General features: G+C 58.9%; 19 protein-coding genes. 7 read left to right on the forward strand and 12 right to left on the reverse strand.

Annotated elements, in window-relative coordinates:
* Positions 1 to 117: 117 nt before the first annotated feature.
* Genes TM5383_RS08910 through TM5383_RS08920 form a run of 3 tightly spaced genes read left to right on the forward strand, consistent with a single transcriptional unit; the run spans position 118 to position 3,523 of the window.
* Positions 118 to 1,386 carry an amino acid ABC transporter permease gene (locus TM5383_RS08910; protein WP_058318682.1) on the forward strand — a complete coding sequence of 423 codons (1,269 nt, stop codon included), beginning with the start codon at positions 118 to 120 and terminating at the stop codon, positions 1,384 to 1,386.
* 1 nt (position 1,387) lies between these two features.
* Positions 1,388 to 2,719 carry an amino acid ABC transporter permease gene (locus tag TM5383_RS08915; protein ID WP_058318683.1) on the forward strand — a complete coding sequence of 444 codons (1,332 nt, stop codon included), beginning with the start codon at positions 1,388 to 1,390 and terminating at the stop codon, positions 2,717 to 2,719.
* A 12-nt stretch (positions 2,720 to 2,731) separates the two neighbouring features.
* On the forward strand, positions 2,732 to 3,523 hold the full coding sequence (locus TM5383_RS08920; protein ID WP_058318684.1) for an amino acid ABC transporter ATP-binding protein: 792 nt from the start codon (positions 2,732 to 2,734) through the stop codon (positions 3,521 to 3,523).
* A gap of 131 nt (positions 3,524 to 3,654) precedes the next feature.
* Here the strand turns inward: TM5383_RS08920 and TM5383_RS08925 are convergent, their stop codons facing one another.
* From TM5383_RS08925 to argB, 3 genes are read right to left on the reverse strand one after another with little or no spacing between them, the layout of a single operon-like run.
* Positions 3,655 to 4,092, reverse strand: coding sequence for a SixA phosphatase family protein (locus TM5383_RS08925; RefSeq protein WP_058318685.1), 438 nt, complete (start codon positions 4,090 to 4,092; stop codon positions 3,655 to 3,657).
* On the reverse strand, positions 4,089 to 4,670 hold the full coding sequence (locus tag TM5383_RS08930; protein ID WP_197407386.1) for a ferredoxin: 582 nt from the start codon (positions 4,668 to 4,670) through the stop codon (positions 4,089 to 4,091). The genes TM5383_RS08925 and TM5383_RS08930 overlap by 4 nt, the downstream gene beginning before the upstream one ends.
* A gap of 50 nt (positions 4,671 to 4,720) precedes the next feature.
* Positions 4,721 to 5,602, reverse strand: coding sequence for an acetylglutamate kinase (gene argB / locus TM5383_RS08935; protein ID WP_058318686.1), 882 nt, complete (start codon positions 5,600 to 5,602; stop codon positions 4,721 to 4,723).
* A 156-nt stretch (positions 5,603 to 5,758) separates the two neighbouring features.
* Between argB and TM5383_RS08940 the strand changes: the two genes are divergently transcribed.
* Positions 5,759 to 6,502: an SDR family NAD(P)-dependent oxidoreductase gene (locus TM5383_RS08940; RefSeq protein WP_058318687.1), complete on the forward strand. Its 744-nt coding sequence runs from the start codon at positions 5,759 to 5,761 to the stop codon at positions 6,500 to 6,502.
* Positions 6,503 to 6,520: 18 nt separating this feature from the next.
* On the opposite strand, the gene yihA is transcribed toward TM5383_RS08940, so the two are convergent.
* The 5 genes from yihA to ttcA all read right to left on the reverse strand — a co-directional run bounded on the left by yihA (position 6,521) and on the right by ttcA (position 12,339).
* On the reverse strand, positions 6,521 to 7,171 hold the full coding sequence (yihA, locus tag TM5383_RS08945) for a ribosome biogenesis GTP-binding protein YihA/YsxC (protein WP_058318688.1): 651 nt from the start codon (positions 7,169 to 7,171) through the stop codon (positions 6,521 to 6,523).
* Positions 7,171 to 7,908, reverse strand: coding sequence for an MOSC domain-containing protein (locus TM5383_RS08950; RefSeq protein ID WP_058318689.1), 738 nt, complete (start codon positions 7,906 to 7,908; stop codon positions 7,171 to 7,173). Before TM5383_RS08950 ends, yihA begins: the two co-directional genes overlap by 1 nt.
* On the reverse strand, positions 7,905 to 9,692 hold the full coding sequence (gene yidC, locus TM5383_RS08955) for a membrane protein insertase YidC (protein WP_058318690.1): 1,788 nt from the start codon (positions 9,690 to 9,692) through the stop codon (positions 7,905 to 7,907). The genes TM5383_RS08950 and yidC overlap by 4 nt, the downstream gene beginning before the upstream one ends.
* A gap of 189 nt (positions 9,693 to 9,881) precedes the next feature.
* Positions 9,882 to 11,408, reverse strand: coding sequence for a putative bifunctional diguanylate cyclase/phosphodiesterase (locus TM5383_RS08960; protein ID WP_076400153.1), 1,527 nt, complete (start codon positions 11,406 to 11,408; stop codon positions 9,882 to 9,884).
* A gap of 58 nt (positions 11,409 to 11,466) precedes the next feature.
* Positions 11,467 to 12,339, reverse strand: coding sequence for a tRNA 2-thiocytidine(32) synthetase TtcA (ttcA, locus tag TM5383_RS08965; protein WP_058318691.1), 873 nt, complete (start codon positions 12,337 to 12,339; stop codon positions 11,467 to 11,469).
* 135 nt (positions 12,340 to 12,474) lie between these two features.
* Between ttcA and TM5383_RS08970 the strand changes: the two genes are divergently transcribed.
* On the forward strand, positions 12,475 to 13,023 hold the full coding sequence (locus TM5383_RS08970) for a DUF3833 domain-containing protein (RefSeq protein ID WP_058318692.1): 549 nt from the start codon (positions 12,475 to 12,477) through the stop codon (positions 13,021 to 13,023).
* Between the two features lie 146 nt (positions 13,024 to 13,169).
* On the forward strand, positions 13,170 to 13,871 hold the full coding sequence (locus TM5383_RS08975) for a hypothetical protein (protein WP_058318693.1): 702 nt from the start codon (positions 13,170 to 13,172) through the stop codon (positions 13,869 to 13,871).
* 55 nt (positions 13,872 to 13,926) lie between these two features.
* On the opposite strand, the gene TM5383_RS08980 is transcribed toward TM5383_RS08975, so the two are convergent.
* The 4 genes from TM5383_RS08980 to rpmH form a co-directional block, all read right to left on the reverse strand.
* Complete coding sequence (locus TM5383_RS08980; RefSeq protein WP_058318694.1) at positions 13,927 to 14,142, reverse strand: hypothetical protein; 216 nt, start codon at positions 14,140 to 14,142, stop codon at positions 13,927 to 13,929.
* Positions 14,143 to 14,576: 434 nt separating this feature from the next.
* Complete coding sequence (yidD, locus tag TM5383_RS08985; protein ID WP_058318695.1) at positions 14,577 to 14,882, reverse strand: membrane protein insertion efficiency factor YidD; 306 nt, start codon at positions 14,880 to 14,882, stop codon at positions 14,577 to 14,579.
* The gene (rnpA, locus tag TM5383_RS08990; RefSeq protein WP_058318696.1) at positions 14,879 to 15,376 is read right to left on the reverse strand and encodes a ribonuclease P protein component; all 498 of its coding nucleotides are present in this window, start codon (positions 15,374 to 15,376) and stop codon (positions 14,879 to 14,881) included. Before rnpA ends, yidD begins: the two co-directional genes overlap by 4 nt.
* 21 nt (positions 15,377 to 15,397) lie before the next feature.
* Positions 15,398 to 15,532: a 50S ribosomal protein L34 gene (rpmH, locus tag TM5383_RS08995; protein ID WP_005980833.1), complete on the reverse strand. Its 135-nt coding sequence runs from the start codon at positions 15,530 to 15,532 to the stop codon at positions 15,398 to 15,400.
* Between the two features lie 315 nt (positions 15,533 to 15,847).
* Here rpmH and TM5383_RS09000 point away from each other — a divergent pair, with 315 nt between their 5' ends.
* Positions 15,848 to 16,609, forward strand: coding sequence for a TVP38/TMEM64 family protein (locus TM5383_RS09000; protein WP_058318697.1), 762 nt, complete (start codon positions 15,848 to 15,850; stop codon positions 16,607 to 16,609).
* Position 16,610: the final 1 nt, after the last annotated feature.

A 16,610-nucleotide genomic window follows, 5' to 3' on the forward strand; every position in this document is an offset into this window, starting at 1 on the left:
GACGTTGAAGGGCGCGGCGCAAGCTGCGCCCTTTGACCTACTGACAGGTTAAATTCGACCAAAAGGCCAAAAAATACGGCCATTACAAAAACAAGGTCGAAAGACGGGGACTCCCAAATGACAACTCTCACCGACCCTCCGAAGGAGTCGTTTCGGCTATCTATGCTGATTTACGACACCCGGTATCGCTCGATGACCATTCAGGTTATCGCGATGATCGGCTTTCTGGTTTTGTTTGGCTGGTTGATTTCCAACACGGCACAGAACCTTCAGGCGCTTGGCAAAGAACCTAGCTTCCGTTTCCTCAGCGAACCGGCTGGCTATGACATCAACCAACGTCTCATTGATTATAATTCTCAGGCAACGCACCTGCGCGCTGCCTTTGTCGGCATTCTGAACACGCTCCTCGTGGCCGTTCTGGGCTGTATCACCGCAACCGTATTGGGGGTGATTATTGGTGTTCTGCGCCTGTCCAAGAACTGGCTGGTGTCGCGGCTGATGTCCGTCTACGTCGAAATGTTCCGTAACGTGCCTGTGCTGTTGTGGATCGTTTTGATCATGGCCATCCTGATCGAAACCCTGCCTGCGCCGCGCGCCTTCCGCGGGGCGGAGCCTGAGGCGACGATGAAGCTGTTTGACACTGTGGCGGTCACCAACCGTGGTGTTTACGTGCCCGAACCGCTGTTTTCCAACAGTCTTGGCAACATCTCGTTCTTTGGCGAACACAGCCTGCGCTTTGATATCTCGCTGGACCTGCTGGCCTTTCTGGCCGCGCTGATCCTTGGCCTGTTTATCCGGTCGAAAATCAACGCCCGCGCCAATGCGCTGCAGGAATCGACCGGCGACCGGCCGCGCACATGGCACCTGAACCTTGCCGCGATTGTTGTGCCCACGGGTCTGGTGCTGTTCGCGCTGGGCTTCCACCTCGGCTACCCTGAGCTGAAGGGCTTCAACTTCAAGGGCGGCACGCATATGCGTAACTCGCTCATCGCACTGTGGCTGGCTCTGTCGCTCTACACGGCGGCGTTCATTGCTGAAATTGTCCGCGCCGGTATCCTTGCGATTTCCAAAGGCCAGACAGAGGCCGCATCGGCCCTTGGTCTGCGCCCCAACCGCACCATGTCGCTGGTGATCCTGCCGCAGGCGCTGCGGGTGATCATTCCGCCGCTGATTTCCAACTACCTGAACCTGACCAAGAACTCGTCGCTGGCGATTGCAGTGGGCTATATGGATCTGACCGGCACGCTGATGGGCGTGACCATGAACCAGACCGGCCGCGAACTGGAAACCGTTCTGACTGGCATGGCGATCTATCTGGCAATCAGTCTGCTGATCTCGATGGCGATGAACTGGTACAACAACAGCGTCAAACTGGTGGAGCGTTAAGATGAGTGATGTTTCTTTCGTACGCACCGAAATGCTGCCACAGCAGTCGCCGCCTGCTAGCTCGGTTGGGTTTGTCGGCTGGATGCGGGAAAACCTGTTTTCCGGCGTGGCCAACTCGATCCTGACGGTGGTGTCGGGCGTGTTCATTATCTACACGCTGTGGTTCATCATCGGCTGGGCGTGGTCGCCCACATGGAACGCGCAATCGCTGAACGAATGCCGCGCGATCCTGCACGATCTGGGCCGCGAAGGTCACTGGGCCGGTGCTTGCTGGGGCGTGATCAACGACCGCTGGGAACAGCTGTTGTTCGGCTTCTACCCCAATGGGACAGAGGCAGGCGTTGCCGACATGCGTTGGCGCCCGATTCTGGCCTTTGTCCTGCTAGGCTTTGCACTGGCACCTGTTCTCTATGCGGAAAAAGTGCCCGCGAAGATGATCTACCTGACTATGGCCTATCCCTTCATCATGCCGTGGCTCTTGTGGGGCGGATCGATCTGGGGCCCGATCATGGTCGCTGCAGGTTTTGTGATTGGCTACATTGGCTACCGCGTCCTGTCGCAACTGGCAGGTAGCCTGATTGCACTGATCCTGTCGGTTGTTCTGGCTGTGGCTTGGTGGCTGTTCGCAGCTGGCGGCATCGCTGGTATGCTGGCGGACCTGACACCGGCGCTGGGTCTGGAACCGGTCGAAAGCCGAAAGTTCGGTGGGTTCATGCTGTCGATCACCATCGGTGTTGTCGCCATCGGTCTGTCGCTGCCCATCGGCATCGTGCTGGCACTGGGGCGTCAGTCGGATCTGTTGATCGTCAAATCGCTCTGCGTTGGCTTTATCGAGTTCATCCGCGGTGTGCCGCTGATCACCCTGCTGTTCGTCGCATCGACGCTGCTCAACATCTTTATGCCTCCGGGCACCGATTTTGACATCATCATGCGCGTGTTCATCATGGTGACGCTGTTTGCATCGGCCTATATGGCCGAGGTGATCCGCGGTGGTCTGGCGGCCCTGCCCAAGGGCCAGTACGAAGGCGCCGATTCGCTTGGCCTGAACTACTGGCAGGCACAGCGCCTGATCATCATGCCGCAGGCACTGAAGATCTCGATCCCGGGCATCGTGTCGACCTTCATCGGGGTGTTCAAAGACACCACGCTGGTGTCGGTGATCGGCCTGTTCGATCCGCTGAACCTGACCAACGCCATCCGCGCGGACTCTGACTGGAACGGTATCGTCTGGGAACTCTACGGCTTCATCGCCCTTTTGTTCTTCGTCTTCTGTTACGGCATGTCCCGTTACTCCATGTATCTTGAGCGCAAGCTCAGAACCGATCATCACTAAGGAGATCATGAAATGTCTGATCTTGCTGTAGACCGCTCCATCGACCGTTCGAAAATGACCGTTTCGGACGAGGTGGCGATTGAAATCTCGAACATGAACAAGTGGTACGGCGCGTTTCACGTGCTGCGCGACATCAACCTGACCGTCAATCAGGGCGAACGTATCGTTATCGCGGGTCCCTCGGGGTCCGGCAAATCGACGCTGATCCGCTGTATCAACCGCCTTGAGGAACATCAGGCGGGCCGCATCATCGTGGATGGGACCGAACTGACTTCAGATCTGAAAAACATCGACAAGATCCGGTCCGAGGTTGGCATGTGCTTCCAGCACTTCAACCTGTTCCCGCACCTGACCATTCTGGAAAACTGCACGCTGGCCCCGATCTGGGTCCGTAAAACGCCGCGCAAAGAGGCGATTGAAACCGCGATGCACTTCCTTGAGAAGGTGAAGATCCCTGACCAAGCGAACAAGTATCCCGGCCAGCTGTCCGGTGGTCAGCAGCAGCGTGTGGCGATTGCCCGTTCGTTGTGCATGAAGCCCCGCATCATGCTGTTCGACGAACCCACTTCGGCGCTGGACCCAGAGATGATCAAAGAGGTGCTGGACACCATGATCGAACTGGCCGAAGAAGGCATGACCATGCTCTGCGTGACCCACGAAATGGGCTTTGCCCGTCAGGTGGCGAACCGCGTGATCTTCATGGATCAGGGCCAGATCGTGGAACAGAACGAACCGGAAGAGTTCTTCAACAACCCCAAGAGCGAGCGGACCAAGCTGTTCCTCAGCCAGATCTTGGGCCACTAAGAAGGCCTCTGATGCGATACAGAAACGGCGCCCTCATGGGGCGCCGTTTTGCTTTGGGGTATTGCTATTTCCGGCTACAGCAACCGGCGCGGAATGGTGAAATCCAGTACCGCGCCTGTCTGTGGCCGCACCTACTCCCACGCACTTGCCTCGAACCTGAACACCGTGGTTGCGCAGGTTGGGTAGTGGTCAAACCCCTCATCGCGCGGATCCGTTGCCGCCAATTGCTGCGCCAGATCCCCGATGCCGGGATTATGTCCCAGCATCAGCACCGTCTGCGCCTCACCCGCCTGCCGCAACACCTCCAGCATCCGCATGGCGGGGGCGAGGTAGAGGGACCGCATCAGCCGCACCTCTGACGTCAAGGCCAACCGCTCCCACGTCTCCTGCGTGCGGGTAGAATCAGAGCTGAGAACAAGGTCCGGCAAATGTCCCCGTTCACGCAGCCAATCCCCCATCGCCTTGGCCGAGGCGCGTCCGCGTTTGTTCAGCGGGCGCTGATGATCGCTCAGCATCGGATCATCCCAATCGGACTTGGCGTGGCGCATCAGGATTAGTTTCAGGCTCATAGAAAGGCCTCCATGTGAAAGGCGCTGTGGTCCTCATTGCGCGGATAACGGGCGCTGATCGGGCAGACGCGGCGCGCCAGACAGCCGCGCATACACTCTGCGCCCTCAGGGCGGGTGATATGCGCCTTGCAGGCAGGCACATCGTAGACACCGCTGTCAAAGGCACCGACAGGGCAGGCGCTGCGGCAGGGTTGGTCTGCGCAGCTGTCACAGGGTGGCGGCGGTGCCTCTGGGATCTCTAACCGTTCAGACAGGCCCAACGCGCCGCGATAGGACACCAGCAGGCCCGCGCTGTCATGCACCAACAGATTGATCGGCGATGGCCAGGCGCGTCCTGTCGCCAGCGCCCATTGATAAAACGGCTGATAGGGCGGCCCGCCGAAGGCATAAAACGCCTGACCGCCAAACTGCGCCGCCAGATCGTCAATCACGCGGGTGGACCAGCGATCCATCGGATCAGGCAGGCCATCCACATACTCTGCCGTATGGATGAAATGCGGCCAGAACCCCGGCTCTTTCGGGCCCAGCAGGATCAGCGTTTCCACCCCGTCCAGATCGTTTGGGTGAAGCGCCCCCATGATAGCAAGATGCCGCCCGGAGGCGGCATCTTCGATATCAGACCAACGGATCAAGCGTCGCCGGCTTCATCGCCGCGGATCATCGACCCCGCGCCGTGTTCGGTGAACAGTTCCAGCAGGCAGGCATTGGGCACACGCCCATCCTGAATGACTACCGCGCGCACGCCATCCTCTACCGCCTTCAGCGCGGTTTCGGTTTTCGGGATCATGCCGCCCGCGATGGTGCCATCGGCGATCATATCGCGCACCTGTGTGGTGCTTAGCTGGGTGACCACCGCGCCATCCGCGCCTTTGACACCCTCAACGTCCGTGAGCAGCAGCAGGCGATCGGCCTGCAGCGCACCCGCGATGGCACCGGCGGCGGTGTCGCCGTTTACGTTATAGGTTTCATTGCCTTCACGTCCCGCACCGATGGGGGCGATCACGGGGATCATCCCCGCGTCGCACAGATCGCGCACCACTTGAACGTTCATCTCGCTTGGGCGGCCAACGAAACCCAGTTCCGGATCATCCGCATCGCAGATCATCAGCCCGTCATCCTTGCCGGAAATGCCGATGGCACGGCCACCTTCGTGGTTGATCGCCTGCACGATGCGTTTGTTGACCATACCGGCCAGCACCATTTCGACGACTTCAACCGTGGCCTTATCGGTGACCCGCTTGCCGCGCACCCAGTCGCTTTCGATGTTCAGCTTGGCCAGCATTTCGTTGATCATCGGGCCGCCGCCATGGACCACCACAGGGTTCACGCCCACTTGTCGCATCAGAACCATGTCACGGGCAAATTCGGCCATCGCCTCATCATCACCCATGGCGTTGCCGCCAAATTTCACGACCACCACCGCGCCGGTGAAGCGCTGCAGGTAGGGGAGGGCCTCGGACAATGTCCGGGCCGTGGCAATCCAATCGCGATCCATGTTCTGCTTCTTCATTGTGAACGTCTTGTCTTTTTCTAACCTACACGGTGTTAGCCGTTCAGCCCGCTGCTGCCAACCCCGCGATCCTTTGCCGATGCGGCGCGGGGTCCGGTTGCACCTGTCGGCGGCGGTGCTAGTGTCTGGGCAATTGCTGATCAAGGAGTGGCGGAGATGAGTGAGACAGGCGATAGACGCAAAACCCTGCTGCTGACTGGTGCCAGCCGTGGCATCGGCCACGCCACCGTGCGCCGTTTTAACAATGCAGGCTGGCGGGTGATCACCTGTTCGCGCGCACCCTTTCCGGCGGAATGCCCATGGGGGGGCGGCGAAGAGAACCACATTCAGATCGACCTGTCAGACCCCGCTGATACCATCAACAAGGTCGAAGAGATCCGCGATCGTCTGGACGGCAAACTGGACGCGCTGGTGAATAACGCGGGTATCTCACCGAAAACACCCGATGGCGGGCGGCTGAATACCATTGATACCGACCTGATGACATGGGGGCAGGTGTTCCATGTGAACTTCTTCGCCTCTGTCGTCTTGGCCCGTGGCCTGCGCGAAGAGCTGGCCGCAGCGAAGGGCGCGGTGGTCAACGTGACCTCCATCGCGGGCTATCGCGTGCATCCTTTCGCCGGTGCCGCCTACGCCACGTCCAAGGCTGCGCTAACCGCGCTGACCCGCGAAATGGCGCACGATTTCGGGCCGCTGGGCGTGCGCGTCAATGCCATCGCACCGGGTGAGATTGAGACCGCGATTCTGTCGCCGGGCACTGAAAAACTGATCGAGGATATTCCGCTGCGCCGTTTGGGGCAGACCGAAGAGGTGGCAAACACCATCTATTTCCTCTGCACCGAAGCGTCGTCCTACATCACGGGCACAGAGATTGAGGTAAACGGCGGCCAACACGTCTGAGGCCGCCGTTAAGATTGACTAAATCAGCGTCGCAATGGTGCTGCGCAGCGTTTCGATACCGTCGCCCTTTTCGGAGGACGTCACGATCAGCTCAGGAAATGCGGCGGGGTGTTTCGCCAGCTTTTCGCGCACCTGATCCAGAATGCGCTCGCGGTCCTTGGCCTTCACCTTGTCTTCCTTCGTCAACACGCACTGGAAGGTCACGGCGGAGCTGTCCAAAAGGCTCATGATCTCCTCATCCACGGGTTTCACCCCATGGCGATGATCCACCAGCACAAAGGCACGGCGCAGGTTCTGACGACCGGACAGATACTGTTTCAGCAGCCGCTGCCATTTTTCCACCACCGCCAGCGGCGCATTGGCAAAACCATAGCCGGGCAGGTCGACCAGATAGTGTTCCTCACCCGCGGTGAAGAAGTTGATCTCTTGCGTACGGCCCGGTGTGTTTGACGCCCGCGCCAGGCCTTTACGGCCCGTCAGCGCGTTGATCAGGCTGGATTTCCCGACGTTGGAACGCCCGGCAAAGCAGACCTCAATCCGGTCCGCCTCTGGCAGGCCGTTCATCGCGACCACCCCTTTGAGGAAGTCGGTTTCACCCGCAAACAGCAGGCGGCCCTTTTCGCGGGTGATTTGATCCGGCTCTTCGGCCAGTGGGAAGGGGAGTTGCATCAAAGTACCTCAAAGCGGTCGCCAAGCGCGATCTCGCCATCATTCAGAACCTCGGCACGGATGCCGAAATCAGTGTGTCCCTGACTGTCACGGATCGCCTTCAGTGTGGTCTGATCGCGTTCACCAGTTTCGGGGTTTGTTTCCGTGGCGCGGCAGCGCTGGATGCGGTCGATGACCTTCAGCCGCACGTCGCCGATTTGCAGTTCGCGGCCCACCAGATCCAGTTCCGACCACGCGGTCAGCCCATCAACCCACAGGTTGCCACGAAACCGGCGTTGATCCAGATCGGCACCTAGCGTTTGACCCAGATCGGCCAGCGATGTGGTGGACAGGATCGACACTGCGGAAAAATCCGCATCCGCCATGCCACCGGCAGGGGCCTTGATCAATGTATGCGGCGCAGCACGGTCGGCTGGGTAGATCGGCTTGATCCAGTCCACCACTTTGGCACCATCCAGATCAGGGTTCACCGTCAGGTCATCCAGCTTCGGATGGCTCAATGTGATCAGATCGCCGTCACTGCGGGCATTCACCGCCATCAGTTCGGGGCCAAAGCAGCCACGGGCGAAATAGCGGCAGCTTTGCCATTCACCAGTGTCCACCGCATCGCCCGTCAGCACGCCATAGGCCCGATCCAACGGAACAGGCCCGCCTCGTGAGAGACGGACCTTGGAGAGAGGCTCGGCCCCGATGCCTTTGATCGGGTGCCGCCAAAGATTTGCGACTGTTGCGCTCATTCTTTTGCCTTTTCCTTTCGCTTGAAGCTCGACTTGATGTTGCCGAACACGTCCGGTTTGTAACCGTGGCTGCGCATGATCAGATACTGCTGGGTAAAGGTGATCATGTTGTTGGTGATCCAGTAGAGGACCAGACCGGAGGCAAAGCCGCCGAGCATGAACATAAACACCCAGGGCATCCATGCAAAGATCATCTGCTGCGTCGGATCGGTGGGCGCCGGGTTCAGTTTCTGCTGCAACCACATGGAGATACCCAGAAGGATCGGCAGAATGCCCAGGCTGATGATCGCCAGCAGCGAACCGGGTTCCGGCGGGGTGAAGGCCAGCAGACCAAACAGGTTCAGGATCGAACTGGGATCGGGTGCCGACAGGTCGGTGATCCAGCTGACCCAAGGTGCGTGGCGCAGTTCCAGCGTTACAAAAATCACCTTGTAGAGCGAGAAGAAGATCGGGATCTGGATCAGGATCGGCAGACAGCCCGCCGCCGGATTGACCTTTTCCTTCTTGTACAGCTCCATCATGGCTTGCTGCATCTTCTGACGGTCATCGCCAGCTTTTGCTTTCAGCTCTTCCATCTGCGGCTGCAGTTCCTTCATCTTCGCCATCGACGCGTAGGACTTATACGCCAGCGGGAAGACGAGGATTTTGATCACCACGGTCAGACCGATGATGGCCCAGCCCATGTTGCCGATCATCGCGTTTAGTGTGTGCAGCAGCCAGAAGATCGGCTTGGTGAAGAAGAAGAACCAGCCCCAGTCAATCGAATCAAGGAAACCGGGAACGCCAGCGTTGTTTTCATAGGCGCGGATCGCTTCCCATTCCTTGGCACCTGCAAACAGGCGGGTCGATGCGGTGACGGTTGCGCCGGGGGCCAGCGTTTGGGTCGGCTGAACTGCCTCGGTCTGGTAAACGTCGCTGCGTTCGTCATATTTGCGCACCGATTTGAACCCAGCTTCGGGGATCAGGGTCGACATCCAGTAGTGATCGGTGAAACCGGTCCAGCCAGCCTCGGCCACTTGGGTCACTTCGGCGCGCGCGCCTTCGCGGGCGTCAAATTCCAGATCGGCAACGTCGTCATAATCCACCTCTGCCAGCTCACCATCGGCCATGGAAATCAGGCCTTCGTGCAGGATGAAGAAGTTTTTCATGTCTTCCGGCACACCATGGCGGGCGATCACACCATAGGGCGCCAGCGACACGGTGGTTGCACCGCTGTTAGTCACGCTCTGGGTGATCTGGAACATGTAGTTCTCATCAATCGCCATTTCGCGGGTGAAGGTCAGGCCAGCGCCGTTGTCCCAGGTCAGAGTCACGGGTGCGTCTGCGGTCAGCGTGTCATTGCCGCTGACGGACCAGATGGTGTTGGCGCCGGGCACCTGATCGATGGCCAGCCCTTGACCGGGGGCCCAGCCGAACAGGGTGTAGTAGGGCTGCGCGCTGTCGATGGGCGACAGCATGGTCACGATGTCCGAATCTTCGTCCAGCGTGTTGCGGTAGTCTTTCAGCGCCAGCGTGTCGATGCGGCCCCCTTTGAGGGAGATGGAGCCATTGACCCGCGCGGTCTCAATCGCCAGACGCGGGGCATCGTTAGTGTCTACCTCGGTCGCAACGGCGGCAGCGGTGTTGGCGGCGGCCGCGGCAACGGGCGCGCTGGCCTCAGCCGTGACAGCGGCGTTGGGGTCGGTTGCGGTTTGTTCCGGCGGGGGGAACATGACAAACCAAACCAGGATTACGACAAAGCTGAGCGCTGTTGCCAAAAGAAGGTTTTTGTTTTGATCGTCCATCGGGGGTGCGTGCCTGTCCTTGGAATTCTTAGCCGCTGGTTCAACAGAGTGCGGCCCCAAAGGTCAAGGGGATTCCCCCGGATTGCGGCGATTGGCGCTGTTTTGCTGGGGTTTTGTCGATTTCGGCGGGAAAGACGCCAGCTGGCACTGCCGCTGATGGCACCGTTCATTGCGGTGCGTGATATCCCCCTATCCTGTGCGATGGCGAAAACGTGGCCCAAATTCAGGCAAGGGATGATCGCGGGATTGATATTTTTGCAACCAGTCCTGTGCAGCGGTCGGTGGCATCGGGCGAGCGATCCCAAAACCCTGCACATGCCGGCACCCCATCTGTGCCAGTAATGTGTGTTCTTCGGCAGTTTCGACCCCTTCGGCCAGACTGTCTAAATTCAACTGTTCGGCCATCGACAAAACGGCTGCGACAAGGCGTTGTTGTTTGGGATCACTGTCAATATTGGTGACAAAAGAGCGGTCGATTTTCAGCCGGTTGACTTTAAACCGGCTGAGCGCGGTAAGCGAAGCATGGCCAGTGCCAAAATCGTCCAAGTCCACCGCACAGCCCAAGTGTGCAAGTTTAGCGATGTTTTGCACCACCACATCTTCGGGTGAGGCTGCGACCACGCTTTCCAGAATTTCGACAGACAGGCGTCCGGGGGCCAGATCGAACCTGTCCAATGCCCAGCTGATTTTATCCACCAGCTTCGGGTTTCGTAACTCTGCATCGGAAAAGTTGACCCCGACCTTCGGTACATGCAAGCCCGCGCGATCCCATTCCGTCAGCGCCATCAAACTACGTGTCAGGATCACATCGCCCAACTGCTCGGTCAGCCCATGCTGTTCGATCAGCGGCAAAAATTCGGACGGGGGGACTGTTTCGCTACCCTGTTTCCAGCGCGCCAATGCCTCTACCCCAGTGACCTCTCCCGTATCTGTGGAAATTTGCGGTTGAAACCAAGGATGGATAGCGCCGCTTTCCAGTGCTGCAACAAGATCGTTCAGCTTTTCGGTTTTGGCGTGTTTGCGGGTCGACATCCCCGGTGCATAGGCACGGATTGCACCTGGCGCGTGGTGCAGTGCCTCTTCCAGTGCGGCCTGCGCAGCGTCGAGCACTGGTGGACCAAAAGGGCGTGGCATCTGGCGGTCCATAACAAACCCGATCGAGCAGGTTAGATAGAGCGTTGCGCCATCCAGCGGCACGGGTTCTTCGATCTTCTGCTGTAGGCGGCGGGCCAGTTGCAGGGCCGCTTCCAGATCCAGATTTTGCACGGGCGACAGTACAATCGCAAATCGCCCCGCGCCTTGGTTGAACATCCGGTCCTTCGGGCGCAGCCCTGTACGCAGATGGGCGCATAGATGGCTTTCAATCTGATCTGCGGCTGAAAACCCATGATGAGTGTTCAGCTTTTCGAAGGAGTCGATGGCTAGGTATAGCAGGGCGGTGCGTTCTTTGCGTACTTCGCATTGTAGCAAGAACTGATCTAGCGTTGCTTCCAATCCCAGATCGGCGGTGACCGTTGGCTGCTGTGCCCCACCGTTGTGCCCCGAAAGGACCATCAGCAACGGCAGTCCCAGCGCTGAGACCAACAACCAGCCCTCACCACCCAGCCAGAATGCGGCCAGCATGATCGCCGGCAGAAAGGCCAACGCCTGTGGCCCTGAGGTTCCCGCATACACGAGCGCCCGCAGCTGGGCTGCCATTTGGGAATATGACCGCATAGTCGTGTCCTTTTGTTGTCTGGCAGGACAACTTGGTCACGAAATGCTCAAGGTAAAATTAACGCAGCTTGGGAATATCCTCGGAAATCTGATCAATTTTATCTTTCCCCAGCGAAAGGCCCATAAAATCGAACAGTTTCGGGTCCAGCATATGCGAAGGCCGCACATTGGTCAGCGCACGGAACATCACCTGACGACGGCCGGGGCTGTTCTTTTCCCACTGATCCAGGATCTGTTTCACCTGCTGGCGCTGCAATCCGTCCTGCGATCCACACAGGTCACAGGGAATGATCGGATAGTTCATCGACACGGCAAATTTTTCACAATCCGCCTCGGCTACATGGGCCAGCGGACGATAAACAAACAGATCGCCCTCTTCATTCACCAGTTTGGGCGGCATGGTCGCCAGACGGCCACCGTGGAACAGGTTCATGAAAAAGGTTTCCAAAATGTCATCACGGTGATGGCCCAGCACCACGGCTGAACAGCCCTCTTCACGGGCAATCCGGTAGAGGTTGCCGCGCCGCAGACGGGAACACAGCGCGCAATAGGTGCGGCCCTGCGGAACCTTGTCCATCACCACGCTATAGGTGTCTTGATATTCAATCCGGTGTTCAACGCCCATGCGTTCCAGAAACTCCGGCAGGACTGTGGCCGGAAACCCCGGCTGCCCCTGATCCAGATTGCAGGCCATCAGTTCCACCGGCAGCAGGCCGCGCCATTTCAGCTCATGCAGGACGGCCAGCAGGGTGTAGCTGTCCTTGCCGCCCGACAGGCAGACCAGCCAGCGGGTGCCGCGTTCGATCATGCCATATTGCTCAATCGCCTCGCGCGTTTGACGCACGATTCGTTTGCGCAGCTTCTTGAACTCGGTCGTCGAAGGTGCGCCAGCAAAGAGCGGGTGGATATCGTCCAGATCATCATCAAGCATGCGCCGCCGCCTAAACGCTGAGGACTGCTTTGCCAAGTAAAATCTTGCCCTGCAGGTAGTCGCGCCGCCCTTTGCAGCAACGCGGTTTCATCCAATCAGCGCAGGGCTGCGTATACCTTCCTAAAGGAGGTTCCCATGCGCGCATTCATCATCCTGATCCTTAGCCTCGGCGCCCTGATCACCCTCACCGCCTGCGGCAAGCCCAGCCTTGAGGATGCTAAGCTCAGCGACAAACAGTTGAACCTAGAGGAATACTTTGACGGGCGCACCTTCGCCTACGGCCAATTCAACGATCGTTTCGGCACCGTGCGACGCCGGTTTGAGGTGGTGATTGACGGCACATGGGACGGGGAAACCCTGACCTTGGTGGAGGATTTCACCTACGCCGACGGCAGCACAGAGGAACGCATTTGGCGTCTGCGCAAAACCGGCCCTATCGGCGCGGACCAGACGTGGGAGGGGACAGCAGAGGGCGTGCAGGGCATCGCTGTGGGGGAGGAACGTGGCGATACCTTCAACTGGCGCTATCAGATCGACCTGCCGGTGCCTGATAGGGACACGCTGCGCGTCGATTTCGACGACTGGATGTGGCTGTTGGAAGATGGTCGCCTGCTCAACCGCGCGTATATGTCCCGTTTCGGCGTGGACCTGGGTGAAGTTCTGATTTTCTTTGAGAAACAGTAAACGCAACGCTCTGTTTTGCGTGCGAAAAAGGCGGTTTTGTGCCGTTTCCTGCTGTGGTGTTTGACGGCGCTGCGTCATTTGCCAACAAGATAAGTAAGGGTGCCGCGGGTCACGTTATGCACCTACGGATTGCTTAAGGAATAGGTATGGAAACTGGTATCTTCAAATGGCTCTGGCGGTTTAACGCCTTTGCCATCGCTTTTGCTGCAATGCTCTGCACGTTGGGCGCGGCGCTGTTGCTCTATGAATACTGGCAGACTCGCACCCGTGATCGCTATGCGGTTGAGGTGGTGAATGTCACGCAGGATGATGATCCGAGTATTGTCGAGGACTATGCCTATGGCATGGCAGAACGACTGAGCGGTGGCGATTATCTGGTCCCGCTGTTGTTGCGGCAACAATTTAACGCCAGCGGATTCAGCAAAACGACCGATAGTAATACGATTAACTACCTCAAATTGTCGCCACAGGGGCAAGAAGCATGGCTGTTTGAGGGGCGCGGGCAACTGGCAATGAACAGATGGAGCATAAAACGCCCTTTGGGTGGCAAGGACACGGAGATCGTCGCTTATACGCTGGAGGTGGTGCGCAAAGATACCAACCGTGATCAGCGTCTGTCAGATCGCGACCGCAAGGACCTGTGCCTGCTAGATGCGGCGTTTTCCGCCTGCACGCCTGTTCTAACCGATCACGACAGCTATCAGCGGGTTGGTGAGACGGCGGAAACGCTGACCATCGCCGCCACCCGCGACAAGACGGTGACGCTGTTTACCCTTTCGATTGCGGATCAAACCATCCTGCATGAACAGGTATTGCCTGCGGTGGAGACGGCTTTGGTCACAAACTGACGTTTGGGGGAGGGGCGCGCGCAGGGAGGCCTACCTCCCAGCGCGCGCCCCCGCCTCACCGCTGCCGCCTTGGCGGTGCGGTCTGGATGGGCAGGCCCAGATCACGACGTAGATGGTCAGTCATCCGTGCCGCCGCACGCTTGCGGGTCCGCTGACGGCTTTGGGCATGGATCAGCGCGCGCAGGACGCTAAACAGCCCGTGTTTGGTGATCAGCTCTTCTAGGATCAGGCTGGGATGCAGCCCGCTTGGGGTGGTTTCAATACGTGTCATATGTCGATGCGGTCCTGTTGGACCGTTCCTTCAGTGTTGATGATAGGGGAACCGACATCAGGGGACTGGGCCGCTATGGCGCAGATGCACGATTGCTGCGTTGATCGCAGATCAGCAGATGATGTCGGAAAAGATGGGGGCCATCATGGCGCCCGTTGGCGAAGGGTCGGGGTGCTTAGCGCAGTGCGCAAGCCCCGCCGCGTCGTGCCATGCGGTCGCCCGCGCTGCCACGTCCTGCGCCAGAAACGGTCCCAGCCAGATAAGAGCGATATGCAATGATAAACATGGTCACCCTCCTTGCTTTTGCTTGTGGACCTGCAGCGTGGGTAAACCTGTTTTCCCGTTTCACAAAGCCAGTATGGCAAAACCCCACGCTTTGCGGCGCGGGGTTGTGGTTTTTGGATCACTTTGCGGATCGCGATCAGGAGGCGTGATTAGCTGCGCTTTTCGGCCGGCGCATCATCGTCCGGGGCGTCCCGAGTGTCCTCAGGCGCGCTACAACCACACCCGCGCGCCTTGGCCGCTGGTACCGGATCATAGCCGGAACTGCCAAAGGGGTGGCACCGCCCGATACGGCACAGAGCAAGCCAGCCCCCCTTTAGGGCGCCGTGCTTTTCCAGCGCCTCCAGCGCGTAGGCGGAACAGGTGGGTTGATAGCGACAGTTAGAGCCAAGCCATGGGCTGATCACCAGACGATAGAAATGTACTGGTAGGGCAGCGATATGGGCAAGTGGGCTCATGACGTCTGAGGTTTCCCTTTGTGTTGATTCGGCCCTCGATGCTGAGGACGTTTACCCTTGTCCCCCTCACCACGAGGGCGGGGCGGTTGGTGCAGGCGTTTCAACGCATAGATAAGGTCACCCTGCAGCTGTTCAAAGGGGCGCTGGGCGGTTGCCTCGGCGCGGCCGATCAGTACGTAGTCATAGCCGGGCAGGCCGTGGGTGGGCAGCACCAGACGCGCGACCTCACGCAACCGGCGTTTCGCACGGTTGCGGGCCACGGCATTGCCGACCTTTTTGGAACAGGTAAATCCGACGCGCACGCCGGTTGCGGTTTCCTCTGGTTGGCGCTTGCGGGCCTGCACCATCATGCCGCCCGTGCCTTGCCGACGCGCCTTGGCAGCACGCAGGAAATCGCTGCGGTTCTTTAGAACCGTCAAACAAACAGAAACCGCCGGAGGGGCATTCCCCATGTCGGCACTGTCGCCTGTCATGGGGGCCTCCGGCGGTGTCATCTGTCCGATAAGTGGCTAAGCTTATGCGCTCAGCGACTTGCGGCCACGTGCGCGGCGTGCGTTCAGGATCTTACGACCTGCTTTGGTGGCCATGCGCGCACGGAAACCGTGGCGGCGTTTACGAACCAGGTTCGAGGGCTGGTAGGTGCGTTTCATCGCTCCGACTCCATTTGTCTAGAGGGCCAGACAAGCGGAATCGCTACGGCCCGATATATAATCCGAGGCCCGTCCTTAGGGGGGATTTCGGCAATAGTCAAATGCCCAAATCCGGTTTTGCAACAAAAATGCTGCAATTTCGGACGGTGGACGGCGTTTGTGTAACAAACCCCGCCTATAGGGGCGTTTTCTGCACCAGATCGTAACCAGATATCAACCCACCGTGAGGATGCTGCGCGCGCCCTGTCAAAAATGGCCCGTTATCTGCATCTTGGCCCTGAATGAGACGAGCCTAACCAGCATGGACCCAACACTATGACACATGATTCCCAGCCTCCGAACAGCGATTCTAAAGGTAAGGATGCGCCCAAGTCCGGCCTTGCGCGTTACCTGCCGCTGGCGGTGATCGGGGTGGCCGCCGTGCTGGGCGCGGTGTTCCTGAAGGATGTGTTCAGCTTTCAGGCGCTGGCGGAGAATCGTCAGGACCTGATCGAATTCCGCGACGCCAACTACCTGATCAGCGTGCTGCTGTTTATTGGGGTGTATGTGGCGATCGTCGGCTTTTCGCTGCCCGGCGCTACTATTGCGACGCTGACCGGCGGTTTCCTCTTTGGTACCTTCCCCGGTGCGCTTTTCAATATCACCGCCGCCACCATCGGCGCGGCAGCCATCTTTATGGCGGCGCGCTGGGGTCTGGGTGAACGTCTGGCGGCCAAGATGGACGCGGGCGAGGGCGCGGTGAAGAAGATCAAGGAAGGCATTGATGAAAACCAATGGTCGATGCTGTTCCTGATCCGTCTGGTGCCTGCGGTGCCGTTCTTTGTGGCGAACCTTGTGCCTGCCCTCGTAGGTGTGCCGCTCAGCCGCTTCGTGATCTCGACCTTCCTTGGCATTATTCCGGGCGGTGTTGTCTACACCTCTGTTGGTGCCGGTCTGGGGGAGGTGTTTGCCCGCGGCGAAACACCCAATCTGGGCATTATCTTTGAACCGGCCATTCTGTTGCCGATCCTGGGGCTCTGCGCACTGGCGGCGCTGCCCATCGTAATCAAGGCCGTTCGTGGCCAGAAAGGGCTGTAAC

It is taken from the genome of Thalassovita mediterranea (assembly GCF_001458435.1).
Taxonomy (GTDB): Bacteria; Pseudomonadota; Alphaproteobacteria; order Rhodobacterales; family Rhodobacteraceae; genus Thalassobius; species Thalassobius mediterraneus.

What these genes read in the sequence shown, in the direction of transcription:
- TM5383_RS08910 (WP_058318682.1), top strand. Translation starts at nt 118, where the DNA reads ATGACAACTCTCACCGACCCTCCGAAGGAGTCGTTTCGGCTATCTATG.
- TM5383_RS08915 (WP_058318683.1), top strand. Translation starts at nt 1,388, where the DNA reads ATGAGTGATGTTTCTTTCGTACGCACCGAAATGCTGCCACAGCAGTCG.
- TM5383_RS08920 (WP_058318684.1), top strand. Translation starts at nt 2,732, where the DNA reads ATGTCTGATCTTGCTGTAGACCGCTCCATCGACCGTTCGAAAATGACC.
- TM5383_RS08925 (WP_058318685.1), bottom strand. Translation starts at nt 4,092, where the DNA reads ATGAGCCTGAAACTAATCCTGATGCGCCACGCCAAGTCCGATTGGGAT.
- TM5383_RS08930 (WP_197407386.1), bottom strand. Translation starts at nt 4,670, where the DNA reads ATGGGGGCGCTTCACCCAAACGATCTGGACGGGGTGGAAACGCTGATC.
- argB (WP_058318686.1), bottom strand. Translation starts at nt 5,602, where the DNA reads ATGAAGAAGCAGAACATGGATCGCGATTGGATTGCCACGGCCCGGACA.
- TM5383_RS08940 (WP_058318687.1), top strand. Translation starts at nt 5,759, where the DNA reads ATGAGTGAGACAGGCGATAGACGCAAAACCCTGCTGCTGACTGGTGCC.
- yihA (WP_058318688.1), bottom strand. Translation starts at nt 7,171, where the DNA reads ATGCAACTCCCCTTCCCACTGGCCGAAGAGCCGGATCAAATCACCCGC.
- TM5383_RS08950 (WP_058318689.1), bottom strand. Translation starts at nt 7,908, where the DNA reads ATGAGCGCAACAGTCGCAAATCTTTGGCGGCACCCGATCAAAGGCATC.
- yidC (WP_058318690.1), bottom strand. Translation starts at nt 9,692, where the DNA reads ATGGACGATCAAAACAAAAACCTTCTTTTGGCAACAGCGCTCAGCTTT.
- TM5383_RS08960 (WP_076400153.1), bottom strand. Translation starts at nt 11,408, where the DNA reads ATGCGGTCATATTCCCAAATGGCAGCCCAGCTGCGGGCGCTCGTGTAT.
- ttcA (WP_058318691.1), bottom strand. Translation starts at nt 12,339, where the DNA reads ATGCTTGATGATGATCTGGACGATATCCACCCGCTCTTTGCTGGCGCA.
- TM5383_RS08970 (WP_058318692.1), top strand. Translation starts at nt 12,475, where the DNA reads ATGCGCGCATTCATCATCCTGATCCTTAGCCTCGGCGCCCTGATCACC.
- TM5383_RS08975 (WP_058318693.1), top strand. Translation starts at nt 13,170, where the DNA reads ATGGAAACTGGTATCTTCAAATGGCTCTGGCGGTTTAACGCCTTTGCC.
- TM5383_RS08980 (WP_058318694.1), bottom strand. Translation starts at nt 14,142, where the DNA reads ATGACACGTATTGAAACCACCCCAAGCGGGCTGCATCCCAGCCTGATC.
- yidD (WP_058318695.1), bottom strand. Translation starts at nt 14,882, where the DNA reads ATGAGCCCACTTGCCCATATCGCTGCCCTACCAGTACATTTCTATCGT.
- rnpA (WP_058318696.1), bottom strand. Translation starts at nt 15,376, where the DNA reads ATGACACCGCCGGAGGCCCCCATGACAGGCGACAGTGCCGACATGGGG.
- rpmH (WP_005980833.1), bottom strand. Translation starts at nt 15,532, where the DNA reads ATGAAACGCACCTACCAGCCCTCGAACCTGGTTCGTAAACGCCGCCAC.
- TM5383_RS09000 (WP_058318697.1), top strand. Translation starts at nt 15,848, where the DNA reads ATGACACATGATTCCCAGCCTCCGAACAGCGATTCTAAAGGTAAGGAT.